The organism is Micromonospora sp. BQ32 (assembly GCF_059358895.1).
Genome location: NZ_JCADBI010000002.1, coordinates 383,662 through 409,424 on the forward strand (window position 1 = coordinate 383,662; position 25,763 = coordinate 409,424).

Annotated in this window: 27 protein-coding genes and 1 pseudogene; 19 read left to right on the top strand and 9 right to left on the bottom strand. The window is 71.3% G+C overall.

Annotation, left to right across the window (positions count from 1 at the left end; translation table 11 throughout):
• The first annotated feature begins 29 nt into the window (after positions 1-29).
• Both AC5L30_RS05360 and AC5L30_RS05365 read left to right on the top strand, forming a co-directional pair.
• A complete protein-coding gene (locus AC5L30_RS05360) occupies positions 30-653 on the top strand; it encodes an HAD family hydrolase (protein ID WP_494865777.1) in 624 nt (207 codons plus the stop codon).
• 27 nt (positions 654-680) lie between these two features.
• Positions 681-1,067: a cold-shock protein gene (locus AC5L30_RS05365; protein WP_074316242.1), complete on the top strand. Its 387-nt coding sequence runs from the start codon at positions 681-683 to the stop codon at positions 1,065-1,067.
• Here the strand turns inward: AC5L30_RS05365 and AC5L30_RS05370 are convergent.
• Positions 1,028-1,876 (bottom strand): 1,4-dihydroxy-6-naphtoate synthase, encoded by an 849-nt coding sequence (locus AC5L30_RS05370; RefSeq protein WP_494865779.1) that lies wholly within the window; start codon positions 1,874-1,876, stop codon positions 1,028-1,030. The two genes, AC5L30_RS05365 and AC5L30_RS05370, sit on opposite strands and share 40 nt — an antisense overlap.
• Before the next feature lie 335 nt (positions 1,877-2,211).
• Between AC5L30_RS05370 and AC5L30_RS05375 the strand changes: the two are divergent.
• A pseudogene (locus tag AC5L30_RS05375) lies at positions 2,212-2,385 on the top strand (helix-turn-helix transcriptional regulator); the annotation flags it as partial.
• 68 nt (positions 2,386-2,453) lie between these two features.
• Here AC5L30_RS05375 and AC5L30_RS05380 read toward each other — a convergent pair.
• Positions 2,454-3,104 carry a futalosine hydrolase gene (locus AC5L30_RS05380; RefSeq protein WP_494865781.1) on the bottom strand — a complete coding sequence of 217 codons (651 nt, stop codon included), beginning with the start codon at positions 3,102-3,104 and terminating at the stop codon, positions 2,454-2,456.
• Positions 3,101-4,702: an MFS transporter gene (locus tag AC5L30_RS05385; protein WP_494865783.1), complete on the bottom strand. Its 1,602-nt coding sequence runs from the start codon at positions 4,700-4,702 to the stop codon at positions 3,101-3,103. Before AC5L30_RS05385 ends, AC5L30_RS05380 begins: the two co-directional genes overlap by 4 nt.
• An 88-nt stretch (positions 4,703-4,790) precedes the next feature.
• Here AC5L30_RS05385 and AC5L30_RS05390 point away from each other — a divergent pair, with 88 nt between their 5' ends.
• Entirely contained in the window at positions 4,791-5,630 is an 840-nt protein-coding gene (locus tag AC5L30_RS05390) for a DUF3027 domain-containing protein (protein ID WP_494865785.1), read from the top strand.
• Positions 5,631-5,666: 36 nt separating this feature from the next.
• Here the strand turns inward: AC5L30_RS05390 and AC5L30_RS05395 are convergent, their stop codons facing one another.
• Complete coding sequence (locus AC5L30_RS05395; protein WP_494865786.1) at positions 5,667-5,912, bottom strand: DUF2530 domain-containing protein; 246 nt, start codon at positions 5,910-5,912, stop codon at positions 5,667-5,669.
• A gap of 88 nt (positions 5,913-6,000) precedes the next feature.
• On the opposite strand from AC5L30_RS05395, the gene AC5L30_RS05400 reads away from it, so the two are divergent.
• The 5 genes from AC5L30_RS05400 (at position 6,001) to thpR (ending at position 10,597) form a co-directional block, all read left to right on the top strand.
• Complete coding sequence (locus AC5L30_RS05400; protein WP_494865788.1) at positions 6,001-7,479, top strand: NCS2 family permease; 1,479 nt, start codon at positions 6,001-6,003, stop codon at positions 7,477-7,479.
• A gap of 114 nt (positions 7,480-7,593) precedes the next feature.
• Positions 7,594-8,043 (top strand): MarR family winged helix-turn-helix transcriptional regulator, encoded by a 450-nt coding sequence (locus tag AC5L30_RS05405; protein WP_030486369.1) that lies wholly within the window; start codon positions 7,594-7,596, stop codon positions 8,041-8,043.
• A 72-nt stretch (positions 8,044-8,115) separates the two neighbouring features.
• On the top strand, positions 8,116-9,399 hold the full coding sequence (locus AC5L30_RS05410) for an MFS transporter (RefSeq protein WP_494865791.1): 1,284 nt from the start codon (positions 8,116-8,118) through the stop codon (positions 9,397-9,399).
• Between the two features lie 96 nt (positions 9,400-9,495).
• Positions 9,496-10,005 carry a hypothetical protein gene (locus AC5L30_RS05415; RefSeq protein WP_494865793.1) on the top strand — a complete coding sequence of 170 codons (510 nt, stop codon included), beginning with the start codon at positions 9,496-9,498 and terminating at the stop codon, positions 10,003-10,005.
• Positions 10,006-10,018: 13 nt separating this feature from the next.
• A complete protein-coding gene (thpR, locus tag AC5L30_RS05420) occupies positions 10,019-10,597 on the top strand; it encodes an RNA 2',3'-cyclic phosphodiesterase (protein WP_494865795.1) in 579 nt (192 codons plus the stop codon).
• Here thpR and AC5L30_RS05425 read toward each other — a convergent pair.
• Positions 10,567-11,334, bottom strand: coding sequence for a helix-turn-helix domain-containing protein (locus AC5L30_RS05425; RefSeq protein WP_494865797.1), 768 nt, complete (start codon positions 11,332-11,334; stop codon positions 10,567-10,569). The two genes, thpR and AC5L30_RS05425, sit on opposite strands and share 31 nt — an antisense overlap.
• A 237-nt stretch (positions 11,335-11,571) precedes the next feature.
• On the opposite strand from AC5L30_RS05425, the gene AC5L30_RS05430 reads away from it, so the two are divergent.
• Both AC5L30_RS05430 and AC5L30_RS05435 read left to right on the top strand, forming a co-directional pair.
• The gene (locus AC5L30_RS05430) at positions 11,572-12,240 is read left to right on the top strand and encodes a DUF4097 family beta strand repeat-containing protein (protein ID WP_494865799.1); all 669 of its coding nucleotides are present in this window, start codon (positions 11,572-11,574) and stop codon (positions 12,238-12,240) included.
• 15 nt (positions 12,241-12,255) lie between these two features.
• On the top strand, positions 12,256-13,086 hold the full coding sequence (locus AC5L30_RS05435) for an alpha/beta fold hydrolase (RefSeq protein ID WP_494865801.1): 831 nt from the start codon (positions 12,256-12,258) through the stop codon (positions 13,084-13,086).
• Positions 13,087-13,140: 54 nt separating this feature from the next.
• On the opposite strand, the gene sepH is transcribed toward AC5L30_RS05435, so the two are convergent.
• The 3 genes from sepH to AC5L30_RS05450 all read right to left on the bottom strand — a co-directional run bounded on the left by sepH (position 13,141) and on the right by AC5L30_RS05450 (position 16,833).
• Complete coding sequence (sepH, locus tag AC5L30_RS05440; RefSeq protein WP_196920761.1) at positions 13,141-14,220, bottom strand: septation protein SepH; 1,080 nt, start codon at positions 14,218-14,220, stop codon at positions 13,141-13,143.
• Between the two features lie 185 nt (positions 14,221-14,405).
• Positions 14,406-15,533 carry a phosphoserine transaminase gene (serC, locus tag AC5L30_RS05445; RefSeq protein WP_494865803.1) on the bottom strand — a complete coding sequence of 376 codons (1,128 nt, stop codon included), beginning with the start codon at positions 15,531-15,533 and terminating at the stop codon, positions 14,406-14,408.
• A gap of 193 nt (positions 15,534-15,726) precedes the next feature.
• The gene (locus tag AC5L30_RS05450; protein WP_091395245.1) at positions 15,727-16,833 is read right to left on the bottom strand and encodes a citrate synthase 2; all 1,107 of its coding nucleotides are present in this window, start codon (positions 16,831-16,833) and stop codon (positions 15,727-15,729) included.
• A gap of 278 nt (positions 16,834-17,111) precedes the next feature.
• Between AC5L30_RS05450 and pdxH the strand changes: the two genes are divergently transcribed.
• The 7 genes from pdxH to AC5L30_RS05485 all read left to right on the top strand — a co-directional run bounded on the left by pdxH (position 17,112) and on the right by AC5L30_RS05485 (position 23,241).
• Positions 17,112-17,741 (top strand): pyridoxamine 5'-phosphate oxidase, encoded by a 630-nt coding sequence (pdxH, locus tag AC5L30_RS05455; protein ID WP_494866083.1) that lies wholly within the window; start codon positions 17,112-17,114, stop codon positions 17,739-17,741.
• Positions 17,738-19,036, top strand: coding sequence for an MFS transporter (locus tag AC5L30_RS05460; protein ID WP_494865805.1), 1,299 nt, complete (start codon positions 17,738-17,740; stop codon positions 19,034-19,036). The genes pdxH and AC5L30_RS05460 overlap by 4 nt, the downstream gene beginning before the upstream one ends.
• Before the next feature lie 18 nt (positions 19,037-19,054).
• A complete protein-coding gene (locus AC5L30_RS05465) occupies positions 19,055-19,984 on the top strand; it encodes an aldose 1-epimerase family protein (RefSeq protein ID WP_494865806.1) in 930 nt (309 codons plus the stop codon).
• Entirely contained in the window at positions 19,984-20,586 is a 603-nt protein-coding gene (locus AC5L30_RS05470; protein ID WP_494865807.1) for a nitroreductase family protein, read from the top strand. Before AC5L30_RS05465 ends, AC5L30_RS05470 begins: the two co-directional genes overlap by 1 nt.
• 187 nt (positions 20,587-20,773) lie before the next feature.
• Complete coding sequence (locus AC5L30_RS05475; RefSeq protein WP_030329612.1) at positions 20,774-21,079, top strand: type II toxin-antitoxin system VapB family antitoxin; 306 nt, start codon at positions 20,774-20,776, stop codon at positions 21,077-21,079.
• 44 nt (positions 21,080-21,123) lie between these two features.
• Entirely contained in the window at positions 21,124-22,287 is a 1,164-nt protein-coding gene (locus AC5L30_RS05480; RefSeq protein WP_494865808.1) for an acyl-CoA dehydrogenase family protein, read from the top strand.
• Positions 22,288-22,386: 99 nt separating this feature from the next.
• Positions 22,387-23,241, top strand: coding sequence for a DUF4230 domain-containing protein (locus AC5L30_RS05485; RefSeq protein WP_494865809.1), 855 nt, complete (start codon positions 22,387-22,389; stop codon positions 23,239-23,241).
• Between the two features lie 277 nt (positions 23,242-23,518).
• On the opposite strand, the gene AC5L30_RS05490 is transcribed toward AC5L30_RS05485, so the two are convergent.
• Positions 23,519-23,728 (bottom strand): PspC domain-containing protein, encoded by a 210-nt coding sequence (locus AC5L30_RS05490; protein WP_030486383.1) that lies wholly within the window; start codon positions 23,726-23,728, stop codon positions 23,519-23,521.
• Between the two features lie 633 nt (positions 23,729-24,361).
• Here AC5L30_RS05490 and AC5L30_RS05495 point away from each other — a divergent pair.
• Complete coding sequence (locus AC5L30_RS05495; RefSeq protein WP_494865810.1) at positions 24,362-25,732, top strand: L-serine ammonia-lyase; 1,371 nt, start codon at positions 24,362-24,364, stop codon at positions 25,730-25,732.
• The last annotated feature ends 31 nt before the right edge of the window (positions 25,733-25,763 follow it).

The window sequence follows — 25,763 nt, forward strand, 5'->3', positions numbered from 1 at the left end:
ACTGGGAGTCGCCGGGTACGTTTCTCGACATGCCCGCACTGACCGTCGGATTCGACCTCGACATGACCCTGGTGGACTCCCGCCCCGGCATCGCCGCGGCGTACCGGGCGCTGACCGCGAGGACCGGTGTGCCGGTCGACGCCGAGCTGGCGGTGTCCCGGCTCGGGCCGCCGCTGCGTACCGAGATCGCGCACTGGTTCCCGCCGGAGCAGATCGAGTCGGCCGTGCGGGTGTATCGCGAGCTGTACCCGGCGTACGCGATCACCCCGACGCTCCTGCTGCCCGGCGCGCGGGAGGCCATCGACGCGATCCGTGCGCGAGGTGGCCGTGTGCTGGTCGTCACGTCCAAGATCGGGCGGCTGGCCCGGTTGCACCTGGACCATCTCGGTCTCACGGTCGACGAGTTGGCCGGCGACCTGTTCGCCGAGCAGAAGGCGACCGCCCTGCGCGAGCACGGCGCGACCCACTACGTCGGTGACCATGTCGCTGACATGGTGGCGGCGGCTGCGGCCGGGGTACCCGGCATCGGTGTCGCGACCGGTCCGTGCTCCTCCGATGAGCTGCGCGCGGCCGGGGCGGAAGTGGTGCTGGACGAGCTCACCGAATTCCCAGCGGCGCTGGACGGGATGATCCAGCTAGCCTTGGAGCAGTAGCGGCTCAAGTGAAGCAGGGGTTTTCAGGTGCCTACGGGTCGAGTGAAGTGGTACGACACGGCCAAGGGATACGGCTTCGTCACGAGTGACGAGGGCGGCGACGTGTTCCTGCCCAAGGGGGCGCTGCCGGCGGGTGTCACCGACCTCAAGGGTGGCCAGCGGGTCGACTTCAGCGTGGTGGACAGCCGCCGGGGCGCGCAGGCCATGGGAGTCAAGCTGCTGGACGCGCCGCCGTCGATGGCGGAGCTGCGCCGTCGGCCGGCCGAGGAGCTGCACGGCCTGGTCGAAGACATGATCAAGGTGCTGGAGGCGAAGGTCCAACCGGACCTGCGCCGGGGTCGGTACCCGGACAAGAAGGCCGCGCAGAAGATCGCTCAGCTGGTCCACGCGGTGGCGCGCGAGCTGGAGGTCTGAGGCACCAGGCCGGCGGTGGCGGCCCGGTCGAGCAGTGCCGCCACCGCGGCGAAACCGGCCTCGCCCAGGTCCGCGGTGAACTCGTTGACGTAGAGGCCAATGTGCCGGTCCACGACGTCGAGCTCCATCTCCTGGGCGTGCGCCAGCACGTACTCGCGGCTGGCTGCCGGGTCGGCCCAGGCATGCCGGACGGACTCGCGGACCCAGCCGGCCGCGGCCTCCGGGTCGACCGCCCCGCGTCGGGCCAGGATCGCGCCGAGGGGGATGGGCAGGCCGGTGTCGGCCTCCCACCATTCGCCCAGGTCGACCAGGGCGCTCAGACCGTGCCGGTGGTAGGTGAACCGGGCCTCGTGGATGACCAGCCCAGCGTCGTAACGCCCAGCCGCCACGCCCGGCATGATCTCGTGGAACGGGACCACCTCGATCCGGGCCGGCGGTCGCCCGGCCGACCAGAGCCGGAACAGCAGGTACGCGGTGGTCCGGTCGCCTGGCACCGCCACCGTGGCCCCGGTCAGGTCGGTGCGCTCCGGCCCGCCGTCACGGTCCCCCCGGGTGAGCACCAGCGGGCCGCAACCGCGACCGAGCGCGCCGCCGCAGGGCAGCAGGTGGTAGTCGTCGAGCAGCCAGGGCAGCGCCGCGAAGCTCACCTTCACCAGGTCGAACGCGCCCCGCTCGGCCGCCGTGTTGGTCACGTCCACGTCGGCGTACGTCACCTCGACCGGAGGCGCGCCGGGCACCCGCCCGTGCACCAGGGCGTGGAAGACGAACGTGTCGTTGGGGCAGGGCGAGATCGCCAGGGAGAGCGCCACACCCTCACGTTAGCCCCGCCCTCCGCCCGGGGCTCGTGCCCACCCCGCGACTGTGATCCGGGTCGGTGACCCGCGACCGGGGCGCCTGACGGACTGGCCCAGTCGGGTCGAGCACCCACCCCGGTCTCCCTTTGGAGCTGATGTCGTAAACGAATCGCCCAGCGTTGGTGACCATGGGCAAGGTCGGGTGGTGATGCCGTAAACGATTCAGCTCCAAAGGGATCGGGAGAGTAGGTCGTCCACCGCTCGGCGAGGTTGTCCACAGGGTTATCCACAGCTCGACGCAGGGTGTTGATAGCTCACTGACCAGCCGGGAACATCGGGCTGTGACCGAGGTGAGCGAGCACAGCGACGAGGCCGGCGGGGCCGATCTCGGCCCGGCGCTCCGCGCGCTGCGCCGGCGAGCCGATCTGAGTCAGCGGCAGTTGGCCGACAAATCCGGGGTGCCGCAGCCGACGCTGGCCCGGATCGAGTCGGGGCGGGCGGTCGATCCCCGATTCCGGACAGTGGAACGCCTCGTCCCGCGCTCCGCCTGGGCTACCCCGGCAGGCGCTGCTTCTCCTGAGCCGAGGCCAGTTCAGCGCAGTGCCGGGGCTGCTGCGGTCAGGGCGGCGAGGGCTTCGCGCAGCCGCCAGGCGTCCCGGTCGCGCGGGCCGATCGGGTTGGAGATGGTGCGCAGTTCGGCGAAGGGCACCCCGGCCTGCGCCGCGGCGACCGCCACGCCGTACCCCTCCATGGCCTCGGCGACCGCTTCCGGATGCCTCCGGCGCAGCTCCTCGGTGCTGGCGGTGGTGCCGGTGACGGTGCTGACCGTGAGCACCGGGCCGGCCCTGGCCGTCGGGAGGGCGGCCCGCAGTGCCGCCAGCAGGCCCGGGTCCGTCGGCACCCTGCCGCCGGCACCGAGCAGCGCGGGCGGCATGCCCAGCTCGTCGACGGGGATGAAGCCGCCCGGCGACTCGGCGCCCAGGTCGGCGGCGATGCTGGCGGTGCCGAGCACCGTGTCGCCGACCTCGGCCCGCCCGGTGAAGCCGCCGGCCACACCAGCGCTGACCACCGCACGGTACGGGCGGCCGGCGGCCTCGGCCAGCGCCAACAGCCGGGCGGTGGCGGCACCGGCGACGGCCGGACCCACGCCGATCGGGGTGACGGTCACGGTGCGGTCGGTCAGCCCGGCGCGGACCGCGTCCGCCTCGGCTGGAACCGCCGTCACCACCAGCAGACCGGTCACGAGAGAGAGCCGGGGGACTCGCGGCGGGTGTCGTCGTCGACCCCACCACCGGGGCCGCCAACCGCCGACGACGGGCGGTAGATGTGGTAGCCCGGCGGGGCGAGGCTCGGGTCGTCGTGCTGCGGTGAGTTGGACTGGGCCGGTGCCGGTGAGGTGGGCGCGGGATCCCCCGGCTCGTCCGTCGACTCGTCCTCAATCAGCTCGTCGTCGCCGACCGGCCGGCCGGCGAGCTTCTCGCCGCGCAGCCGGGCGGCGGCCAGCACACCCCGGATCGCGGCCAGTACGCCCACCCCGGCGGCGACGGCGATGCCCATCCGGCCATCGAACGGCACCAGCCCGAGCCCGCCGCCGGCGACGAAGGCGAGCATCAGCACCGTCTCGGAGTGGGCGAAGGAACTGGCCCGCAACCGCTCCGGGATGCGCTCCTGGATCGAGGCGTCCACGGCCAGCTTCGCGATCCCACTGACCAGCGCGGCGACCAGGCAGAGCAAGGCGACCATCACCAGCGAGAACTGGATGACGGCGAGCACCGCCACCCCGGCCACGATGACCATGCTGCTGGACTGGATGGCGGCCGGCCGGTGGATGCGCAGTCGGGTGCCGATGGCGGTGGCCAGGAAGGTGCCGACCGCGAGCGCGCCGCCGACCACGCCCAGCGCCCACTCGGCGCCCAGATCCCGGCCGAACACCACGGTGGTCAGGTCGCCCTTCTTGATCGCGAAGGCGAGGAAGAGCAGCAGGAAGCCGTAGAGCGCGCGTAGTGTCGCGGCGCCGATCAGGGTGGCGATCACCAGCCGGCCGGACGGTCGGCCCCGGCCCAGGGGGCGGTCACCACGGCGGCGGCCCAGCGCGCGCAGTGGCCGGGGGACCCGCTCGGGTGGCTCCGAGTCGGCCTTCGGAGGCAGCCGCAGCGAGATCACCATGCCGACCAGGAAGATCACTGACGCGACCCGTAGTGGCCACTGCGGCCCGAACCAGAACGCGGCCAACCCGATCGGCGCCACCAGCGCCCCCGCGACCGTGCCGTAGACGCTGGCCCGGGCACCCACCTGGGACAGGCCGAGGCCCTCCGGCAACAACCGGGGCACCGCCGCGGAGCGGGCCACGCCGTACGCCCGGGAGAGCGCGAGCACCCCGAACGCGGCCGGATAGAGCCCGAAGCCGTGGATGTAGTCGGAGATCAACCAGGCCAGGAAGGCGCGGCCGAGCATCGTCGCGGCCAGGGCGTACCGCCGGCCGTGCCGGAAGTGATCCAGCAGTGGGCCCACCACCGGGGCGAGCATCGCGAACGGCACCATGGTCACCAGCAGGTACAGCGCGACCTTGCTGCGGGCCTCGCCGAGCGGCACGTTGAAGAAGATCGTGCCGGCCAGACCGATGGCGATCAGAGTGTCACCGGCACAGGACAGCGCGTGCAGGTCGAACAGGCGAACCATGCCGACCTCGCCGCCGGCGCCCCGGGCCCGGGCCCGACCGGCCCGGCGGGTCACCCAGCGTCCGCTGCCCACCGAACCGCGCAGCAGCAGACGGATGACGCGAATGCCGGTGCCGACGGTCCGCCCGAGGACGGATCGCCCGGAGCGGGAGTACGACGGCATGTGCACCATCCTCGCCCATCTGATCCGGGTACGCCGCACCACCGCTGGGAAAGGTTCCCCGGGAGTCCCTGTCACCCCTGCGAGGCGCATGGGGAACAATGGTGAGGTGACCAGGCCCGCCTCCACCCGTGCCGCCCGTCTCGACCAGGTCTGCGCCGCCGCCGTCGAGGTGGCCCGCGCCGGCATCACCGAGGTGGACGCCGACGATGTCGGCGACCACCTGCAGGTCGTGGCCGAAGGTGATCGGCTGGTCACCCACTACTTCGAATGTCGCCTCGCCGGCTACAACGGCTGGCGCTGGGCGGTCACCGTCACCCGGGTCCCGCGCAGCAAGACGGTGACCATCTGCGAGACGGTGTTGCTGCCCGGCCCGGACGCGCTGCTCGCGCCCGGCTGGCTGCCTTGGCAGGAGCGGCTCAAGCCGGGCGATCTGGGTCCGGGCGACCTGCTCCCGACCTCGCCTGACGACGATCGACTGGTCCCCGGTTACCTGCTCTCCGACGACCCGGCGGTCGAGGAGACGGCGTGGGAGCTGGGCCTCGGGCGCGCCCGCGTGCTCTCCCGGGAGGGCCGCATCGACACGGCGCAGCGCTGGTACGAGGGTGACCACGGCCCCGCCGCGGCCATCTCGACCGCCGCTCCGGCCGCCGCCCGCTGCGGCACCTGCGGTTTCTACCTGCCGCTGGCCGGCGCGATGCGGCAGGCATTCGGGGCGTGCGGCAACTTCTACGCCCCCGACGACGGCCGGGTGGTGAGCGCCGATCACGGTTGCGGCGCCCACTCCGAGACGTTGATCGAGGCGGCCGAGACCGCGGTCGAAGAGCTGCCCACGGTGTACGACGACAGCGCGGTGGAGGCCATGTCGGTCAGCCGGGCTCCGGGCTCGGTGGAGGCGGCTGAGCCGGCGGAGCCGTACGGGCACTCCTGATCGTCCGCGCCGGAGTGCTCCGGCGTGGTGCCCAGCTCACCCAGCGCGGCGGCGGCGTCGGTTGGCGTCGTGCCGCATCATCACGGCGAGGCCCGGAAACCCCCACAGGAAACCGGCGAGGCAGGTCCAGAGCCAGTTCTGGTGACCGTGCTCGGTCAGCCAACCCCGGAAGAAGATCAGCAGGACCAGCCCGGCCACCGCCCACCCGATCAACCCGGCGAGGGCGAACGGCACCATCGGCGGGTCCAGTGGTGCGGGCCGCGGTGGCTGCTCGTTCGGCATTCGGCAAGCGTACGGGATCTACTTCCCCTGCCCGCCGACGATCTGGGACGATGCGCGCGACAACCGGAAGATCACCTGCGAGGACCTGATGGCAGTAGCGCCGCCCGAGAACGGCACACCTCCCCACCCCGCTCATCCGCGTAACGGTTTCGACCGGTTCTTCGAGATCTCCGCCCGTGGCTCGACGATGAGCCGTGAGGTACGCGGTGGCCTGGCGACCTTCTTCACGATGGCGTACATCGTGGTGCTCAACCCGCTGATCCTGGGCGGCGCCGTCGACGGTGACGGCAAGAGCCTCCCGATTCCGGCGCTGGCTGCCGCGACCGCGCTGGTCGCCGGCCTGATGACCATCCTGATGGGGATCGTCGGCCGGTTCCCGCTGGCGCTCGCCGCCGGTCTGGGCGTCAACGCCCTGGTGGCGTACGAGATCGCCCCCGAGATGACCTGGGCCGACGCGATGGGCCTGGTGGTGATCGAGGGTCTGATCATCGCGGTGCTGGTGCTGACCGGTCTGCGGACCGCGGTGTTCCGCTCGGTGCCGACCCAGATGAAGACCGCGATCGGGGTCGGCATCGGTCTGTTCCTGACCATCATCGGCCTGGTGGACGCCGGCTTCGTCCGGCGCATCCCGGACGCCGCCAACACCACCGTTCCGGTGGGCCTGGGTATCGGCGGCAAGCTGGTGAGCTGGCCGATGCTGGTCTTCGTGGTGGGCCTGCTGATCACGCTGGTGCTGGTGGTCCGTCGGGTGAGGGGCGCGATCCTGATCGGCATCCTCGCCTCGACGGTGCTGGCGGTGATCGTGGAGGCGATCGGCAACATCGGCCCGTCGTTCGTCAACGGTCAGCCCAACCCGAAGGGCTGGTCGCTGAACGTTCCGGAGCTGCCCAAGACGGTGGTCGACCTGCCGGACCTGTCGTTGCTCGGCAAGTTCAACGTGCTCGACTCGTGGGGCCGGGCCGGTTGGCTGGTCGTGTTGATGTTCATCTTCACGCTGTTGATCACGGACTTCTTCGACACCATGGGCACGATGGTCGCGGTCGGCCAGGAGGGCGACCTCCTCGACGAGCAGGGCACCCCGCCGAAGGCCAAGGAGATCCTGCTGGTCGACTCGATCGCGGCGGCGGCCGGCGGTGCGGCCAGCACATCGAGCAACACGTCGTACATCGAGAGCGCCGCCGGTGTCGCGGAGGGTGCCCGGACCGGCGTGGCCAACCTGGTCACCGGCGCGCTCTTCCTGCTCGCGATGTTCCTGGCGCCGCTGGTCGTGATCGTGCCGTTCGAGGCGGCGTCGACGGCCCTGGTGGTGGTCGGTTTCCTGATGATGACCGCGGTGCGGACGATCGACTGGTCCGACTACGAGATCGCCATTCCGGCGTTCCTCACCATCGTGCTGATGCCGTTCACCTACTCGATCTCCAACGGGATCGGCGCTGGTCTGATCACCTTCGTGGTGGTCAAACTGGCGCGGGGCAAGGCCCGGGAGATCCACCCCCTGCTGTACGGGGTGGCCGCGCTGTTCGTGCTGTACTTCCTGCGTGGGCCGATCGAGTCCCTGGTGCTCTGAGGTACCTCCGGGCGGGGAGTCGATCTGGATTCCCCGCCCGTACCATCTGAATCCCCTCGTGAGCCTGGTCATAACGGATGTCGTTAGCCATGCTCATTAGTTAAGCTAACTACTGTGACGGAGCGGACGGTGACGGCGGAACGCGTGCCACCGGCGCAGCTGGCTCCCCAGCTGCGTGATGCGATCACCCGACTCAACCGGCGGGTCCGACAGGCCCGACCGGTCGGCGACCTCACGGTCACCCAGGTCTCCGCGCTCACCAGCCTGCGGCTGGCGGGCGCGATGACGCCCCGGGAGCTGGCCGACGTGGAGCGGGTGCAGCCACCGACGATGACCAAAATCGTCGGGAAGCTGGAGGACCGCGGCCTCGTGCGGCGGACACCCCACCCGACCGACGGGCGGCAGGTCATCCTCGCGGCGACCGAAGGAGGGCAGGCCGTGCTCGACCAGTTCGAGCGGGCCCGCGACGAGTGGCTGGCCCACCGGCTGGCCGCACTGGACGAGGACGAACGGGAGACCCTGCAGAGGGCCGCCGAGATTCTTCAGCAGCTCGCTCGCGCCTGAGCCGCACCCGCGCCACCGGGTCCGTGCCGTCACCTGTCGATGACGCGTACGTCCGGAGGAGGCGCACCAAGAGTGCAGGCGAAGCTGAGCACGATGTTCCAGTCCCTACAGGTCCGCAACTACCGCCTCTTCGCATCCGGGCAGCTGATCAAGTTGATCGGCGTCTGGATGATGTTCATCGCCCAGGACTGGCTCGTCCTCGAGCTCTCCAACAACTCGGCGACCGCGCTCGGCGTGGTCACCGCCTGTCAGTTCACCCCGGTGCTCCTGCTCACCCTGCTCTCCGGCCGGCTCGCCGACCGGTACGACAAGCGGGTGCTGCTCTTCGCCGCCAACGCCTTCTGGAGCCTGCTCGCGCTCGGCATGGCGGTGCTGGTCCTCACCGACCTGGTGCAGCTCTGGCACGTCTTCGCCTTCGCCGCGCTGCTCGGCACGGCCAACGCGGTGGAGACCCCGGTCCGGCAGGCGTTCGTCTCCGAACTGGTCGGCACGCCGCTGCTGCCCAACGCGCTGTCGCTGAACGCCGCCGTGTTCAACTCCGCCCGGATCGTCGGCCCGGCCGTGGCCGGCCTGGCCATCGCCGCGTTCGACGTGGGCCCGGTCTTCCTCTTCACCGCCCTCAGCTCGGTCGCGCCCCTGGTCAACGTGGTCCGGATGCGTACGACCGAGCTGCACCGCGACGCCCTGCTGCCGCGCGACGAGCGGGCGTCCGCCCGGGTCGTCGACGGGCTGCGGTACGTGTGGCGTCGCCCCGACCTGCTGCTGCCGATGGCGGTCATGTCGGTGATCGGCATGTCGCTGTTCAACTTCCAGCTCACCCTGGCCGCGTTGGCGAAGACCGTCTTCCACACCGGTGCCGCCTCCTTCGGCCTGTTCAGCACGGCGCTGGCCGTCGGCGCGCTCGGCGGCGCGCTCAGCGGCACCGGTCGGCGTAGCCGCCCGTCGGTGTGGCTGGTGCTCGGCGCGGCGATCGCCTGTGCCAGCTTCGGCACCCTGGTTGGCCTCTCCTCGGCGTACTGGCTGGTCGTGGCGCTGCTGGTGCCGACCGGTTTCTGCATGGTCTTCTTCGCCCAGGCCGCCAACCAGCGGATCCAGATGGGCGTGGACGCGGCCTTCCGGGGGCGGGTGATGGCGCTGTGGGTGCTGGTGTTCCTGGGTACCAACCCGGTCGGCGCGCCGCTGATCGGTTGGGTCGCGGAGCACTACGGTGCCGGTGCCAGCATCTGGATGGGCGGGCTCATCTCGCTGGCCGCCGCGGTGATCGCGCTCACCTGGCAGCTGCGCCACTCCGGTGCCCGGCTGCGTTTCCGGGTGCTGCCGATGCCCCGTTTCTACGTCACCTCCACCGACTGCTGAGGTTTACGGCGTGGCTGGGCCGCGTCCGGTTGCGCGGATCGCGCGGATGCGGCCAAACCGGTGGCGGGGTGGCACGGTGGGGCTTAGCGTCGATACGTGGGAGTCGGACGCGCGCTGATGCTGGCCCTGGCGTTGCTCGCCGTGGCCACTCTGCCGGCGGCATTCGCCCTGCTCTTCTGCTACGACGAGATCCTCGACCGGGTGGTCTGCGGCTGGTCCGAGTGGCGTGACCGCCGGCGGGAGAAGCGCACGATCGCCCGTCTCGACCGGGCCATCGAGGCCGACGCGCTGACCCGGGACATCGACCTCAGCGAGTTCGACCGCGCCGACCGCCGGCCGCTGGAGCAACTCGCCGCCGACCTGCGCCGTCTCGGCGGTCAGCGGATCGGCGGCACCGGTCGCTCGATGGTCTGGCACAGTGCGCTGCTCCAGGCGTACGACGACCGGCTTCGCCTCGCCTGCCGCGCCCTCGGCATCACCGAGCACCTCGCCGAGTTGGAGGGCGTCGATCAGGAGATCGAGCGGGTCCGGGTGGAGGGTGTGCTGCACGCCGCCGGGCTGGCCCTGCCGGCGGCCCGGGCCGGGCACCGGCAGCGGCACCGCTGACCGGCCGCACGCTGTGCGACTCTTCGTCGCGGTCTGCCCGTCCGTCGAGGCCGTCAATCACCTCGGCGCACAGGTCGCCCGTCTGCGCGTCGCGGCGGCGGCCGCCGCTGGCGTCAACGTCCGACTCGCCGACCCGGCCGACCTGCACCTCACCCTGGCGTTCCTCGGTGCCGTCGAGTCTGCCCGCCTGGTCGAGGTGGAGAGTGCGCTCGGCTTGGCCGCCGAGCGGTTCCGGGACGGCCGCGACGCCGTACCTCGGTTGAGTCTCGGCGGCGGTGGCCGGTTCGGTGGGGACCGGTCCACCGTGCTCTGGGTGGACGTGCGGGGGGAGGTCGAGGCGTTGCACGTGCTGGCCGGGTTCATCCGGTCCCGACTGAGCCACGGCCTGCTGCCGTGCGACGAGAAGCCGTTCCGGCCGCATCTGACCGTCGCCCGACCCGGCGACCGGATGAGCCCGGCCGACGTCGAGGCCGACCGGGCCAGCCTGGACGGGTACGAGGGGCCATCGTGGCCGGCATCGGAGCTGCTGCTGGTGCGCAGTCACCTGGGCGGTCGACCGCGTTACGAGCGGATCGCCGCCTGGTCGCTGTGACCCGGCGGCGCTTGGCTGGTCGCGGCGGACGGCCTGCTGCGGAGGACCTCGCGGGCCTGTTCGGCGGCGCGGGTGACGCTCTCGCTGATGAAGTCGAGGAAGCGGGCGATGTTCTCCAGACGGGCGGCGGCGGGGGTGTGCGCGCCGAGGAGGGCGACGCCCTGGCGTGCGGTGGCGACGAGATGGTCGTTGGCCCGGGCGCTGGCGATCGTCGCCTGGTAGAAGAGCTCGTCGTCGACGACGTAACGGTCACGGCGGCGTTCGTCGCGTTCGCGGCGGACGAGGCTCTGGCTCTCCAGGAAGGTGATCGCCTTGGAGATCGACGCCGGGCTCACCTGGAGTCGTCGGGCTAGTTCAGACGCGGTGAGACTGCCCGAGTCGGTGATGAACAGGCTGGTCAGCACCCGGGCCGCCATCTTGGTCAGACCGGAGGCCATGAGGACGGTGGTGAACGCCTCCTCGTACTCGGCCACGGCCTGCGCGTCGCGTCCGTCCGGTCGGGGAGCCGCCTCGGCCCCACGGGAAGGGACGGGCTTGCGCCGGTGGGCGCGGCGTTCGCTCGCGCGGTGGGCCAGGTCGGCGCGGTAGCCGATGGGGCCGCCGTTGCGCATCACCTCACGCGTGACCGTCGAGGTGGGACGATCGAGGCGTCGGGCGATCTCGGCGTAGGGGAGGCTGTCGGCCAGCCCCAGCGCGATCTGCTGGCGTTCCTGCTGGCTGAGCCTGCCTCCCGGCATAGCGATCTCCTGATGGTCGGTCCTGTGGGGGCGGTACCGGACTCCGTCACCATAGCGTTAACTCACTGCTCAATGCAACGTTGAGGTAGATCCCGTTGCATTAGATTCAGGATAGTTGCAACAAATATAGTGCAGTGATCTGGGGAGACAGCATCTCCTTGCAACGACGCTGTTGCCGGCACATGGAAAGCAACGTAGCTTTTCGTACATCGCGAACAAGCGCGAACATGGGAGAGCATGATGCAGACGTTCGACACCCCCGCCCCGATCTCCGCCGTCCTGGACATCCCCGCCGGGCGCATCCAGTTCATCGCCGCGGACCGCACCGACACCACCGTCGAGGTCCTCCCGGCCGACCCCGCCAAGAGCCGCGACACCAGGACCGCTGAGCAGACCACCGTCGCCTACGCCGACGGCGTCCTGCGAATCACGACCGCACGACCCATCAACAAGCTCTTCGGCCCCGCAGGATCCCTGGAAGTCACCGTCCGGCTGCCCGCCGACTCCCACGTCGAGGCCAGGGTCGCCAGCGCCGAGCTTCGGGGTGTCGGACGCCTCGGCGACGTCGCCTTCGACGGGGCGTACCGACAAATCAAGATCGACGAGGCCGCGAGCGTTCGCCTCACCGCAATCGAGGGCGACGTCGAAATCGGCCGACTCAACGGCCCCGCCGAGATCAGCACCGCGCGGGGCGACATCACGATCGCCGAGGCGACGCGCGGCACTGTCGTCCTCCGTACCCAGGCCGGCGACATCTCGGTCGCCGCAGCGGCTGGCGTCTCATCCGCCCTGGACGCCGGCACCGGCAACGGCCGCATCGACAACACCCTCAAGAACGACGGCACCGCTCAACTCGACATCCACGCCAGCACCCTGCATGGCGACATCACCGCCCGCAGCCTCTGAAAAGGACGAACCCAGATGACGAACAACAGCACGTCCTCGACCAACTCGACGTGGACCGGCATGGTGTCGGTCGACGACACGGCCCTGGCCGTCACCGACACCGGCGGCCCCGGCATCCCCGTGATCTACCTCAACGGGCAGTTCGCCACCCAGGGCTACTGGCGGCGGGTCATCGCCGACCTGGGCACCGGGTACCGGCACATCACCTACGACGAACGGGCCCGCGGCAGGAAGTCGAAGCGCTCAGCCGACTACTCGTTCGAGGCGGCCGTCCGGGACGTGGACGCCGTTCTGGCCGCCCGTGGGGTGCACCAGGCGGTGCTGGTGGGCTGGTCCTACGGAGCGGTGGTCGGGGCGCACTGGGCCAAGCGGAACCCGGAGCGTGCCCTCGGCGCGGTCCTGGTCGACGGTGCGTTCCCGCACGACTGGCTCGACGAGGCCATGGCGCAGCGGATCCGCAAGATGTTCCGACGGATGAACCTGTTCATGCCGCTGCTGCGCCCGACCGGCCTGACCCCACGGATGAACGCCGACCAGATGGCGGACAGCAACATCGAACTCGGCGAACTGTCCCGCGAGCGCGAACTGGGCCCGGTGCTGGACGCCATCACCGTCCCGGTGCGGTATGTCGTCGCCTCCGGAACGTCCCTCGGCAGCCGGGGGGACGAACAGGAGCAGATCCGCACCAGCCTCGACGCGGTGACCGCCCGCAACCCGAACATCACCATCGGCGCGAAGGTCGCCAGTAACCACGGTGCGATCCTGAAGAAGGACTTCCGAGCCGTAGCCGAGGCCGTACGCGGGGTCACCGCCCCTCATCGCGAAGGCGCCGGAGACGTTCGGTGAGGTCCGAACGCTCGCGTTGACGGGTGACGCAAGGTCACCCGTCAACGCGAGGCGTCAGGAGGATTCGCGGGCGGCCGGGCCGCTGCCGAAGAGCACATCGTCCCAGCTCGGCAGCCGCTTGCGCGGCTTGCCATTGGCGTCGGTCGACTCGCCGCCGGCGGCCGCCGCGGCGCCCGTCCGGCGGGGCCGCAGCACCGCCAGCGACGGCACGGCCGGCACCTCCTTGGGCGCGTCCGAATCGTCGTCGAAGGCCGAGCCCTGGCCACCGCCGAGCAGCGCGGCGGCACCCCCACCGACCGGCCGCTGCCGGGGGGCGTCCGACCCGGCCAGAGCAGCCGGGGTACGCGGCTCCAGCCCGCGACCCGACGAGGCGCCGAGCGGGCGGTCCAGCGAGGCGAGCAGCGCGTCACGGCCGGCCCGGATCGGGTCGCGACCAGGTCGCGGATGCTCGGACGCCGCCGGCAACCCGTGCCCGCCACGACTCGGCTCGCCGCGCGACGGACCAGGCAGGGCATGTCCGCCCCGCTCCGGTGCCGGCTCCTGGCCGAGGATCGGGGTGGGCCGCTCGGCGCACAGGTACTGCGCCATGTCGTCGTGCGGGGCGACCGACTGTCGGGTCTTGTCGAGGTCCCAGATGGCCTGCGCGGTGGCCTTGCCCGACGGCCAGGTGGCGATGATCCGCCAGGTGCCGTCGTCACGCCGATACGCGTCCCACGAGATCTTCTCGGTGTCGATGCCGTGCTGGCTCAGCCGACCGTTGACCACCTCGGCGAGCGGGGTGGGCTTCTCCGCGCCCTTGAGGCGGGTGCGGCGGGCGTGCTGGGCGAGCATCGCCCGCTCCTGCAACACCGGGCCGGCATAGCGCAGCACCCGGTCGACCGGCACCCCGGCGATCCGGGCGACATCCTCCGCGGACTCACCGGAGCGGATGCGGGCCTGAATGTCCCGAGGAGACAGTGACGGAACCGGGTCGGCCGCGGTCGGTGCCACCGCCAGCGGCGGCGCGCCGGGCTCGGCGTGCAGCGCACCGGAGATCCGTTCGTCGATCGGCAGGGCGAGCAGCCGCCCAACCTCGTCGGCGAGAACCAGGGCATGGCCGTCCTCGGAGAGGGCGACGAAGCGTACTGGGCGCATAGCGTTGCCTCCGTCCCGCTTCGCTGGCCGCACGCCACGAGTCGGCCACCCAGGCGTCTCGGACCACCGTACGCGCATCTGCCTCGGGGTGGGGGAAGCGACACCCCGCATGTCGTGACTGAGCTGCGGCGATGATCACGGTCGGTGTCCGTGGAGGCCCCAACGGACACCGACCGTGACGAACGTCAGAGTCGCTCGACCACGTAGTCGATGGACGCGGTCAGCGCCTCGACATCGGCCGGCTCGACGGCCGGGAACAGCGCCACCCGCAGCTGGTTGCGACCGAGCTTGCGATAGGGCTCGGTGTCGACGATGCCGTTGGCGCGCAGCGCCTTGGCGATCGCGGTGGCATCCACCCCGTCGGCGAAGTCGATGGTGGCGACCACGTTGGAGCGCAGCGCCGGGTCGGTGACGAACGGGGTGGCCACGCTGGACCGCTCGGCCCAGCCGTAGACCGTGGCGGCGCTCTCGGCGGTGCGCTTCGCCGCCCAGGCCAGACCGCCCTGCGCGTTCATCCAGTCGGTCTGCTCGGCGGCCAGGAAGATGGTGGCCAGCGCCGGGGTGTTGTAGGTCTGCTCCAGCCGCGAGTTGTCGATCGCGGTGACCAGGTCGAGGAAGGCGGGGATGTAACGCCCGGATGCCTTGATCTCGGCGGCCCGGTCCAGTGCGGCCGGCGACATCAGGGCCAGCCAGAGACCGCCGTCGGAGCCGAAGCACTTCTGCGGAGCGAAGTAGTAGACGTCGGTCTCGCCGACGTTGACCTCAAGGCCACCCGCGCCGGAGGTCGCGTCGACCAGCAACAGCGCGCCCTTGTCGGCACCGGCCACCCGGCTGATCGGGACGGCCACGCCGGTCGAGGTCTCGTTCTGCGGCGTCGCGTACGCGTCCACGCCGGACTCGGCGACCAGGGTCGGGGCGCTGCCCGCGTCGGCCTTACGGACGGTCGGCTCACCCAGGAACGGGGCGTCCTTGACCGACTTGGCGAACTTGGCGCCGAACTCGCCGAAGCTGGCGAACTGGGCCCGGTCGCGGATCAGGCCGAAGCTGGCGACCTCCCAGAACGCGGTGGTGCCACCGTTGCCGATCACCACCTCGTAGCCCTCGGGCAGCGAGAAGAACTCGGCGATCCCGGAGCGCAGCCGGGCCACCTGGTCACGGACCGTCTTCTGCCGGTGAGAGGTGCCGAGGTAGCTGGTCGCGACCTCGGCGAGAGCGGACACCGCCGCCGGGCGGACCTTGGACGGGCCGCAGCCGAAGCGTCCGTCGGCGGGCTTGATCTCATCGGGAATCCGGATGATCGGTGCGTCAGCCACGGTCTTGAAGATCCTTCCGCAAGGGCGAGGGCGGGCCCGGCGACACTGCCGGCCCTCATCCTCGCACCCGGGCCGGACGGCGATGGCCGGGGTCCCGGCGGTCGGTCTGAGTCCTTCGCCACAGTCGGCTCGGGCAGCCCGACAATGACCCCTCTTCGACGCGCGGCGTCGAGAAGGGGCCCTCACCTACCGCTCAGACGCCGTGCGGGATGGCCGCCCAGCCCTCGACGTCGGACGGCTTGCGGGTCTCCGGGCCCATGTAGCGGGCGGACGGGCGGACCAGCCGCTGCAAGCGCTTCTGCTCCAGGATGTGCGCGCTCCAGCCACCCATCCGTGCGCAGGTGAACATCGAGGTGAACATGTGCGCCGGCACCTCGGCGAAGTCCAGCACGACGGCCGACCAGAACTCGACGTTGGTGGCCAGCACCCGGTCCGGGCGGCGGGCCTGAAGCTCGGCGAGGGCGGCCTTCTCCAGCGCCTCGGCGATCTCGAAGCGCGGCGCGCCCAGCTCCTTGGCCGTGCGCCGGAGCACGCGGGCCCGCGGGTCCTCGGCACGGTAGACGCGGTGGCCGAAGCCCATCAACCGCTCGCCGCGGTCGAGGACGCCCTTGACGTAGCCCTCCGCGTCGCCGCTGCGCTCCACCGCCTCCAGCATGCTGAGCACCCGGGACGGGGCGCCGCCGTGCAGCGGGCCGGAGAGGGCGCCGATGCCCGACGAGATGCAGGCAGCCGCGTCCGCCCCGGTGGAGGCGACGATGCGAGCGGTGAAGGTGGACGCGTTCAGGCCGTGCTCGGCGGCCGAGATGAAGTACGCGTCGACGGCCTTGACGTGCCGCGGGTCGGGCTCGCCGCGCCAGCGCTTCATGAACCGCTCGACGATGGTCTGGGCCTTGTCGATCTCCTTCTGCGGCACCGCCGGCAGGCCGAGGCCGCGGGCGGACTGGGCGACGAAGGAGAGCGCGGTCACCGAGACCCGGGCGAGATCCTCACGGGCCTGCTCGTCGGAGATGTCCAACAGTTGGTTGAGACCCCAGTACGGGGCCAGCATGGCGACCGCGGACTGCACGTCGACGCGGATGTCACCGGAGTGCACCGGCACCGGGAACGGCTCCGCCGGCGGCAGGCCCGGCCCGAACCGGCCGTCGACCAGCAGGGCCCACACGTTGCCGAACGACACCTGGCCGATCAGATCCTCGATGTCGACTCCGCGATAGCGCAGCGCACCGCCCTCACGGTCAGGTTCGGCGATCTCGGTCTCGAAGGCGACCACGCCCTCCAGCCCGGGTTTGAAATCGGCCATGTCGCTCTCCTGGATCTGGTCGGTGCGCCCGATCGCTCATCCGGCCCGATCGGCCGAGCGCCTTAGGCGACCCTCAGGGATGTGTTCGGAACATACTGCCTGTTGAGTAAGGGATACGCGACCCGCTGCGACTGTGCTGCACGCGACATCCCCGGACGCGCATTCTCCGCACGGCTCAGTGAGACTGGGCAGGGCGGGCTGGTCAGCGCGGGAGGGTGCTGGCGGGGCCCCCGAGAAGGAGTGGGGACGTGACGGGCGACACACCCGCCCCGGCCGCGATGCGTAACGAGTACGCCGCGGACCTGGGCCTGACCGAGGCTGACCTGGCCGCCGACTGGCACACCCAGTTCGACAGCTGGTTCGCCGACGCGGTGGCCTTCGGGCTACCCGAACCGAACGCCATGGTGGTGGGCACCGCCGACTCGGCCGGCCGGCCGAGCGGGCGGACGGTGCTGCTGAAGGGGTACGACCCGGAAGGCTTCGTCTTCTTCACCAACCACCTGTCGCGCAAGGGCGTCGAGGCGACCGCCAACCCGTACGCCAGCCTGGTCTTCCCGTGGTTTCCCATGCAGCGTCAGGTGGTGGTCGCCGGGCGGGTCGCGCACGTCGACCGCGCGACGAGCGAGGCGTACTTCGCCAGCCGGCCGCGCGGCTCCCAACTGGGCGCCTGGGCCAGCCCGCAGTCCCAGGTCGTGTCGGGCCGGGCGGTGCTGGAGGAGCGGTACCAGGAGGCGGCCGAGCGGTTCGCCGACCAGGCCGAGATCCCGACCCCGACGCACTGGGGCGGGCTGCGGGTCCAACCCGAGTCGGTGGAGTTCTGGCAGGGTCGGGCCGGCCGGTTGCACGACCGGCTGCGCTTCCGTCGTCTCGATGAGGGTGGCTGGATCGTCGAGCGGTTGGCGCCGTGACAGGTGTGCAGGAGACCCGGCCGCGCGCGGCGCGCCGCTGGGCCATCGACGTACGCCCGCTGCGGGTTCCGGCGTACCGCCGGCTCTGGCTCGGCAACACCGTGGCGATGTTCGGCTTCCAGTTCACCGCCGTCGCGGTACCGGTGGAGATGTACGCCCTGACCCGGGACTCGTTCTGGGTGGGCCTGCTGGGGGTGGCTGCCTTCGTACCGTTGCTGGTCTTCGGGCTCTGGGGCGGCGCGGTCGCCGACGCCCGCGACCGGCGTGCGGTGCTACTTGGCGGCTCATTGTTGCTCTGGGCATCCACCCTCGGTCTGCTGGTCCAGGCGCTGCTGGACGTGGGCAGCCCAGTGCTGCTGCTGGCGTTGATGGCGTTGCAGTCGGTGGCCTTCGCGATCAGCTCGCCGGCCCGCAGCGCGATGCTGCCCCGGCTGGTGCCGGAAGACCTGGTGGCGTCCGCCACCACGCTGAACTACACGACCTTCACCGCCGCCTCGGTCGCCGGCCCGCTCGCCGCCGGCCTGATCCTCTCCGCCTCGCCGGACACCACGGTGGTCCTGCCGATCGCGTACGGGCTGGACGCGGTGCTGTTCACCGCGATGCTCTGGGCCGCGCTGCGGCTCCCCTCGCTTCCGCCCGAGCCCACCGCCGACGGCCAGGCCCGGCGTGCCGGCCTGGCCAGCGTCGTCGACGGGTTCCGCTACCTGGCCACCACCCCGGTGCTGATGCTGTCCTTCGGGGTGGACCTGATCGCGATGATCCTCGCCATGCCACGGGCCCTCTTCCCGGAGATCGCGCACGAGCGGTTCGGCGGCGGTGGCTCGGTCGGCCTGCTCTACAGCGCCATCGCGATCGGCTCGATGATCGGTGGGCTGACCTCCGGCTGGATCGGCCGGCTCCGCCGGCAGGGGCTCGGCCTGGTGCTCGCGGTGGTCGGCTGGGGCCTGGCGATCGCCGCGGCCGGGTTGGCCCACCAGCTCTGGCTGATGGTCGTGCTGCTCGCGGTGGCCGGCGCCGCCGACCTGATCAGCGCGGTGCTGCGTCAGTCGATGCTGCTGGTCTACGCACCGGATCGGATGCGCGGCCGACTCCAGGGCGTCAACACGGTCGTGGTGGCGGGTGGCCCACGCCTCGGCGACCTGCGCGCCGGCACCATGGCCGCCGGGTTCGGTGGCGGGGTGGCCTGGGTGGCCGGTGGGCTCGCCTCCGCGGTGCTCGTGGTGGTGCTCGCGGTCGCATTCCCGGCGCTGGTGCGCTACCGGGCGGCGACGGCGTCGAGCGACAAGCGGGCCTGACCGGTTAGGGTCGCCGGCATGGAAAGCCCCGATCAGCGCCCGTTCTCCGGCGCCCAGTGGACCATCTCCGCCGCCGGGCACGAGGCCGTCATCGTGGAGGTCGGCGGTGGGCTCCGGACGTACCGGCACGACGGTGTCGACCTGGTCGACGGGTACCAGACCGACGAGGTCTGCCCCGGTTGCACCGGGCAGGTGCTGGCACCCTGGCCGAACCGGATCCGCGATGGTCGCTACCCGTTCGACGGGCGGACGCACCAGCTCGCACTGACCGAGCCGGAGCGGCACGTGGCCATCCACGGGTTGGTCAACTGGGTGCCGTGGCAGTTGCTGGAGCAGTCGGCGGCCGCCGTGACGGTCGGCTACGACCTGCCGCCACAGCCCGGCTACCCGTGGCCGCTGCGGCTGCGCAGCCGGTGGAGCGTGGACGCGGACGGGCTGCGCGCCGAGCACGAGGTGATCAACATCGGCGGGGAGTTGGCCCCGTTCGGCTTCTCCGTGCACCCGTACCTGCAACTACCGGGCGTCGCGGTGGACGACCTGTTGCTGCGGCTGCCCACCCGGAGCCGGGTGCTGGTGGACGGTCGGCTGCTGCCGGTGGGAGTGACCCCGGTGGTCGGCACCGAGTACGACTGGACCAGCCCGCGCCGGATCGGCCCGGCGGTGCTGGACGACTGCTTCGGCGACGTGATCCGGGACGCCGACGGCGGCTCGTCGGTGAGCCTCTCCGCGCCGGACGGTTCGGCCGGCGTGAGCATCTGGGCGGATGCCGAGTTCGGCTGGTGGCAGGTGTTCACCGGGGACGCCCTCACCGGCGAGCGGCACCGCCGCTCGGTGGCGATCGAGCCGATGACCTGCCCACCGGACGCGTTCCGGTCGGGCAAGGATCTGCTCACGCTCAAGCCCGGCACGACCTGGCGAGGTGCCTGGGGCATCCGCCCCGGCGCCTGATGGACTTCGCCGAGGTGGTCCGCCGTCGGCGGATGGTGCGCAACTACGACCCGGACCGTCCGGTCCCGCCCGACGTGGTGGACCGGCTGCTCGAGCACGCGGTCCGCGCGCCGTCGGCCGGCTTCGCCCAGGGCTGGGGCTTTTTGGTGTTGGAGGAGCCGGCCGATCGGGACCGGTTCTGGGCCGCCACCACCCCCGATGGCGGTGGGCGGGAGCGCTGGCTCGCCGGCATGCGCCGAGCACCCCTGATCGTGGTGCCGCACGCCAACGAGTCGGCCTACCTGCGGCGGTACGCGGAGCCGGACAAGGGCTGGACGGATCAGTCCACGGACCGGTGGCCGGTGCCGTACTGGCACGTGGACGCCGGCTTCGCCGCGTTGCTGATGCTGCTCACCGCCGTGGACGAGGGGCTGGGGGCGTGCTTCTTCGGCATTCCGCCGCAGCGGCTCGCCGCCTACCGGGACGCGTTCGGCGTGCCGCCGGAGTACCAACCCATCGGTGCCGTCACAATCGGTTACCGGGCAGCCGACCATCGGTCACCGTCGTTGCGCCGCGGGCGTCGCCCGATGGACGAGGTTGTGCGGCGGGGCCGGTGGAACTGAGGCTGACGTCCCGTTCGTCCGGTTGAGGATCGGACGAGCGATAGCGAAACTGACATCAGGGAGCAGAACGCAGCGTGCGCTGGGCGGCTAGGCTGGCACGGTCATCGGTGCCGCGCCGCGCGGTGCCCGCCGCGGCCCGGCTCGGCGCCGTCGGTCGGCCCGGCCACGGGGAGGGGAGCGTGCCGTCGTGATCTTCAGAGCGGTCCGGGACGGGCGTCCCTATCCGGAGCACAATCTGACGCTCAAGCAGTGGGCGGAGATCCCGCCGCGGCCACTGCGCCTGGATCAGATGATCACCACCAAGCGCGAGTTGGCGCTGGACAAACTCCTCGCGGAGGATTCCACCTTCTACGGTGACCTCTTCCCGCACGTCGTGCAGTGGAACGGCGGGCTCTACCTGGAGGACGGGCTGCACCGGGCGCTGCGCGCCGCCCTCCAGCAGCGCAACCAGATCCACGCGCGGGTGCTGGTGCTCTCCGAACCCATCGAGTGACGAGCCCTTCTTTCGTGCGCTGAACCTTCGTTAGGGTGGCGTCCATGACCGCTCCGCTGGATCTGCTCGACCTGGACCCGTCGCTCAGCGAGGAGGAGCGGCAGATCCGTGACGTCGTCCGCCAGCTCGTCGACGACCGGGTGCGGCCCCACGTCGCCGACTGGTACGAGGACGGTCGGGTGCCCGCCCGGGAACTGGCCCGCGAGTTCGGCAAGCTCGGCCTGCTCGGCATGCACCTGACCGGCTACGGCTGCGTCGGCGCCTCCGCGGTCGCCTACGGGCTGGCCTGCCAGGAGTTGGAAGCCGGCGACTCCGGCCTCCGCTCCCTGGTCTCCGTACAGGGATCACTCGCCATGTACGCGATCTGGCGTTACGGCAGTGAGGAGCAGAAGCAACGCTGGCTGCCGTCGATGGCCACCGGTGAGGCGATCGGCTGCTTCGGCCTGACCGAGCCGGACCACGGCTCCGACCCCGCCTCGATGGCCACCCGGGCCCGCCGCGACGGCGACGACTGGGTGCTCACCGGCGGGAAAATGTGGATCACCAACGCCCCGATCGCGGACGTCGCGGTGATCTGGGCGCGCACCGACGAGGGCGTACGGGGTTTCGCCGTACCAATGGACACGCCCGGCGTCACGGCCCGGGAGATCCGCCGCAAGATGTCGCTGCGCGCGTCGGTGACCGGCGAGATCGTGCTCGACGACGTCCGGCTCCCGTCCGACGCCCAACTGTCCGAGGCGGTCGGGCTCAAGGCGCCGCTGAGCTGCCTCACCGAGGCCCGCTACGGCATCGTCTGGGGCGCGGTGGGCGCGGCCCGCGACTGCCTGGAAACCACCCTGGCGTACGCGACCACCCGCACCCAGTTCGGTCGCCCACTGGCCGGCTTCCAGCTCACCCAGGCGAAGCTCGCCGACATGGCCGTCGAGTTGGTGAAGGGGCAACTGCTCGCGCTGCACCTGGGCCGGCTCGCCGACGCCCACCGGCTGCGGCCCGAGCAGGTCAGCGTGGGCAAACTGAACAACGTGCGGGAGGCCCTGGCCATCGCCCGGCAGTGCCGCACCATCCTCGGCGCCAATGGCGTCTCCGGCGAGTACCCGGTGATGCGGCACGCCAACAACCTGGAGAGCGTGCTGACCTACGAGGGCACCAGCGAAATCCACCAGCTGGTCATCGGGCAGCGGCTCACCGGGCTCTCCGCGTTCGCCTGACCTGCTGGTTTGTCACTTCCAGGCGCTCGCCGCGCGACTGTCGTATCGGGGCCGTACCGTCATTGACAGACGACGTGTCTGACGAGGACGGTGAGCGTGATGGCCCGCGACGCTGGCAGCAACGAGCCCACGAGAGAGTTCCCCGGTTACCCGACCGGTGACGATCTCAAGGCGCGGTCGAGCGCGACACCCGAGTGGACCACGGATACGCCGGGTGACCCCGGTGGGCCTGCTGGGCCTGGTGGCCCCGGTGGGCCTGGTGGGCCCGGCGGCCCGACGACCGGTGGCGACGGTCCCGGTGGTGGTGGCGGTGGTGGGGCGGCCCGAGGGCTGCTCCTGCTGCTCGGCGCCGCCGCGCTGGCCGTGGTCGTGCTGCTCGGCATTCAGGCGACCGGCATCCTGCCGGAGTTCCGCAACCCGTTCGCCAAGGAGCAGACCGACCGCAGTCAGCCACCGCTGCTGAAGTCGATCCAGGACCTCAGCCGCTACGTGGCCGCCGAAGGCAACTTCCAGGTCGTCGTCGACACGCAGAACGACCGGCGCAACGTTCCGGACTTCCTGCTCAACGAGCGCACCCTGTTCGTCGGGGCCGGCAGCGTCGAGGCGTACGTCGACTTCACCAAGATCGGTGAGGGTGCCGTCGTCCAGTCCGCCGACGGCAAGTCCGTCGAGATCAAGCTGCCCGCGCCGCAGCTCGGCGAGACCAACCTCGACATGGAGAAGAGCTACGTCTTCGCCGAGCAGCGCGGTCTGCTCAACCGACTCGGTGACCTGGTCGGCAACGACCCCAACCGGCAGCAGCAGGTCTACCAGCTCGCCGAGGACCGGATCACCGCCGCCGCCCGGGACAGCGGGCTCTCGGCCCGAGCCGAGGAGAACACCCGCAAGATGCTGGAGGGGCTGCTCCGCTCCCTCGGCTACCAGCAGATCACGGTCACCTACATAGCCCCCTGACCTGCACCCCCGTACGCCGAAGCGCCCGCCCCCGGACGGGGCGGGCGCTTTCGTCTTGCCTCTCTGTTCCCGTGCTGCCCTTTGCCCTCGGTGCCGACTGGGCGATGCCGCGCCCCTGGCCCTGTTGCACGTCGCTGCGTTGGCCATGAGTATCGGCGCGTGAAAGGGGCGTGAGGAACGGTAGCCAAGGGTCCGACCGAGCAATCTTGGACAGTTTCCGTTAGCAGCTGACGGAAACTGTCCAAGATCTGCGATTACGTCAGGTGCGCGGGGCGGATCAGTGGCCGGTGGAGGCTAGGTAGCGGTCCTCGTTCGGCATCAGCACCCACAGGATCAGGTAGACGATCACCTGCGTGCCGGGCAGCAGCAGCGACAGCAGGAACAGCAGCCGGACCATGCCGGCCGACATGCCGAACCGCCGTCCGAGGCCGGCGCAGACACCGGCGATCATGCGCCCCTCGCGGGGCCGGACCAGTTTGCGACTCATCGTCGTACTCCCACTCTGCGGCGGTGCGCCGCGTCTGCAATCCACGGTAGAAAGGGATGACCACCTCGCCCTCGGTCCCGAGGAGGAGCGGCAACCCGTGGACCCGTAGGTGCTTTACCCGGGCCGCCCCCGCTGACGCCTTCCCGAGCCGCCCCAGCACCCATTGCCGGCCGCCGGCCGTCCGCCGTCGGTCTGCGCCCGCCTGCCCGTCGGTCTGCGCCCGCCTGCCCGTCGGTCTGCGCCCGCCTGCCCGCCGGGCCTGCGCCCGCCCGCCCGCTGTCGGCCTGCGGCTCGGGCTGTCGCCCCCTCCGGTCTGCGGCGCCCGCCTCTGCCGGGCCAAGATCGTGCTCGATCCTGGTTGTAGTGGCATCGAGGCGCGGGGATACCACCAGGTCCTGGATTGAGCACGATCTTGCGGGCGCGGGGCGCGGGGCGCGGCGGGAGATGGCGGTTGGGTGTTCACGTCCCGGACCGGGTGGGCGATGAGCTGGGCGGGTAGGCTGGCTGATCGGCCTTCCACACCCCGGAGGGCCGGCACCCCATACCCCGGACGGTCACCAGCGGGGCCGCCAGATCGGTGGTCACGACCCGGCCGGGTCCCGTACGCCGGGACGACGGCGAGGAAGCGCAGCCATGATCAGTGTTTTCGACCTCTTCAGCGTCGGTATCGGGCCGTCCAGCTCGCACACGGTGGGGCCGATGCGGGCCGCGCGTACCTTCGTTGGCGGGCTCAAGGCCGACGGGCTGCTCACCGACACGGCGCGGGTGCAGGCCGAGCTGTTCGGCTCGCTGGGCGCCACCGGGCATGGCCACGGCAGCGGCCCGGCGGTGCTGCTCGGGTTGGCCGGTGAGTCGCCGGAGACGGTCGACACGGACACCGTCGGTCCTCGGGTCGAGCGGATCCGGGCTGAGCGGCGGATCAACATCCTCGACGCGCACGAGATCGACTTCGACCCGGATCGGGACCTGACGCTGCACCGCCGCCGGTCGTTGCCGTACCACCCGAACGGGATGACCTTCGCGGCGTACGACGGGGCCGGCGCGGAGCTGCGCAGCCGCACCTACTACTCCGTCGGTGGCGGGTTCGTGGTGGACGAGGCGGCGGCCGGCGCGGACCGGATCAAACCGGACAGCACGGCGGTGCGCTACCCCTTCCTGACCGGGGCGCAGCTCCTCGACGTCACCACCCGCACCGGTCTGTCGATCAGCGAGGTGATGCTGGCCAACGAGCGTTCCTGGCGCAGCGAGGCGGACATCCGGGCCGGTCTGCTGGAGATCTGGCGGGTGATGCAGGAGTGCGTGCAGCGCGGCTGCGAGCGGGACGGCGTACTCCCTGGGGGGTTGAAGGTTCGGCGGCGCGCGGCGGAGCTGCGGCGCGGCCTGGAGGCGGAGGCCGGGACGGCCGACCCGCTGCACGCGATGGACTGGGTGACGCTGTTCGCGCTCGCGGTCAACGAGGAGAACGCCGCGGGCGGCCGGGTGGTCACCGCGCCGACCAACGGCGCGGCCGGGATCATTCCGGCGGTGCTGCACTACTACACCCGGTTCGTGCCGGGCGCCGACGACAAGGGTGTGGTGCGGTTCCTGCTGACGGCGGGCGCGATCGGTGTGCTGTTCAAGGAGAACGCCTCGATCTCGGGCGCCGAGGTGGGCTGCCAGGGTGAGGTCGGTTCGGCGTGCTCGATGGCGGCGGCGGGGCTGGCCGAGGCGCTCGGGGGCACCCCGGAGCAGGTGGAGAACGCGGCCGAGATCGGGATGGAACACAACCTCGGGTTGACCTGTGACCCGGTGGGTGGCCTGGTGCAGATCCCCTGCATCGAGCGGAACGCGGTGGCTAGCATCAAGGCGATCACGGCCGCCCGGTTGGCGCTGCGCGGCGACGGGGTGCACAAGGTGTCGCTGGACAAGGTCATCAAGACCATGCGGGAGACGGGCGCCGACATGAAGGTCAAGTACAAGGAGACGGCGCGTGGCGGTCTGGCCGTCAACGTGATCGAGTGCTGAGTCCGGTCGATTCGGGGCAATCGTTCACCGA

What these genes read in the sequence shown, in the direction of transcription:
- AC5L30_RS05435 (WP_494865801.1), top strand. Translation starts at nt 12,256, where the DNA reads ATGACGAACAACAGCACGTCCTCGACCAACTCGACGTGGACCGGCATG.
- AC5L30_RS05430 (WP_494865799.1), top strand. Translation starts at nt 11,572, where the DNA reads ATGATGCAGACGTTCGACACCCCCGCCCCGATCTCCGCCGTCCTGGAC.
- sepH (WP_196920761.1), bottom strand. Translation starts at nt 14,220, where the DNA reads ATGCGCCCAGTACGCTTCGTCGCCCTCTCCGAGGACGGCCATGCCCTG.
- AC5L30_RS05465 (WP_494865806.1), top strand. Translation starts at nt 19,055, where the DNA reads ATGGAAAGCCCCGATCAGCGCCCGTTCTCCGGCGCCCAGTGGACCATC.
- AC5L30_RS05395 (WP_494865786.1), bottom strand. Translation starts at nt 5,912, where the DNA reads ATGCCGAACGAGCAGCCACCGCGGCCCGCACCACTGGACCCGCCGATG.
- pdxH (WP_494866083.1), top strand. Translation starts at nt 17,112, where the DNA reads ATGCGTAACGAGTACGCCGCGGACCTGGGCCTGACCGAGGCTGACCTG.
- AC5L30_RS05470 (WP_494865807.1), top strand. Translation starts at nt 19,984, where the DNA reads ATGGACTTCGCCGAGGTGGTCCGCCGTCGGCGGATGGTGCGCAACTAC.
- AC5L30_RS05495 (WP_494865810.1), top strand. Translation starts at nt 24,362, where the DNA reads ATGATCAGTGTTTTCGACCTCTTCAGCGTCGGTATCGGGCCGTCCAGC.
- AC5L30_RS05480 (WP_494865808.1), top strand. Translation starts at nt 21,124, where the DNA reads ATGACCGCTCCGCTGGATCTGCTCGACCTGGACCCGTCGCTCAGCGAG.
- AC5L30_RS05490 (WP_030486383.1), bottom strand. Translation starts at nt 23,728, where the DNA reads ATGAGTCGCAAACTGGTCCGGCCCCGCGAGGGGCGCATGATCGCCGGT.
- AC5L30_RS05425 (WP_494865797.1), bottom strand. Translation starts at nt 11,334, where the DNA reads ATGCCGGGAGGCAGGCTCAGCCAGCAGGAACGCCAGCAGATCGCGCTG.
- AC5L30_RS05385 (WP_494865783.1), bottom strand. Translation starts at nt 4,702, where the DNA reads ATGCCGTCGTACTCCCGCTCCGGGCGATCCGTCCTCGGGCGGACCGTC.
- AC5L30_RS05390 (WP_494865785.1), top strand. Translation starts at nt 4,791, where the DNA reads ATGGGGAACAATGGTGAGGTGACCAGGCCCGCCTCCACCCGTGCCGCC.
- AC5L30_RS05485 (WP_494865809.1), top strand. Translation starts at nt 22,387, where the DNA reads ATGGCCCGCGACGCTGGCAGCAACGAGCCCACGAGAGAGTTCCCCGGT.
- AC5L30_RS05450 (WP_091395245.1), bottom strand. Translation starts at nt 16,833, where the DNA reads ATGGCCGATTTCAAACCCGGGCTGGAGGGCGTGGTCGCCTTCGAGACC.
- AC5L30_RS05360 (WP_494865777.1), top strand. Translation starts at nt 30, where the DNA reads ATGCCCGCACTGACCGTCGGATTCGACCTCGACATGACCCTGGTGGAC.
- AC5L30_RS05400 (WP_494865788.1), top strand. Translation starts at nt 6,001, where the DNA reads ATGGCAGTAGCGCCGCCCGAGAACGGCACACCTCCCCACCCCGCTCAT.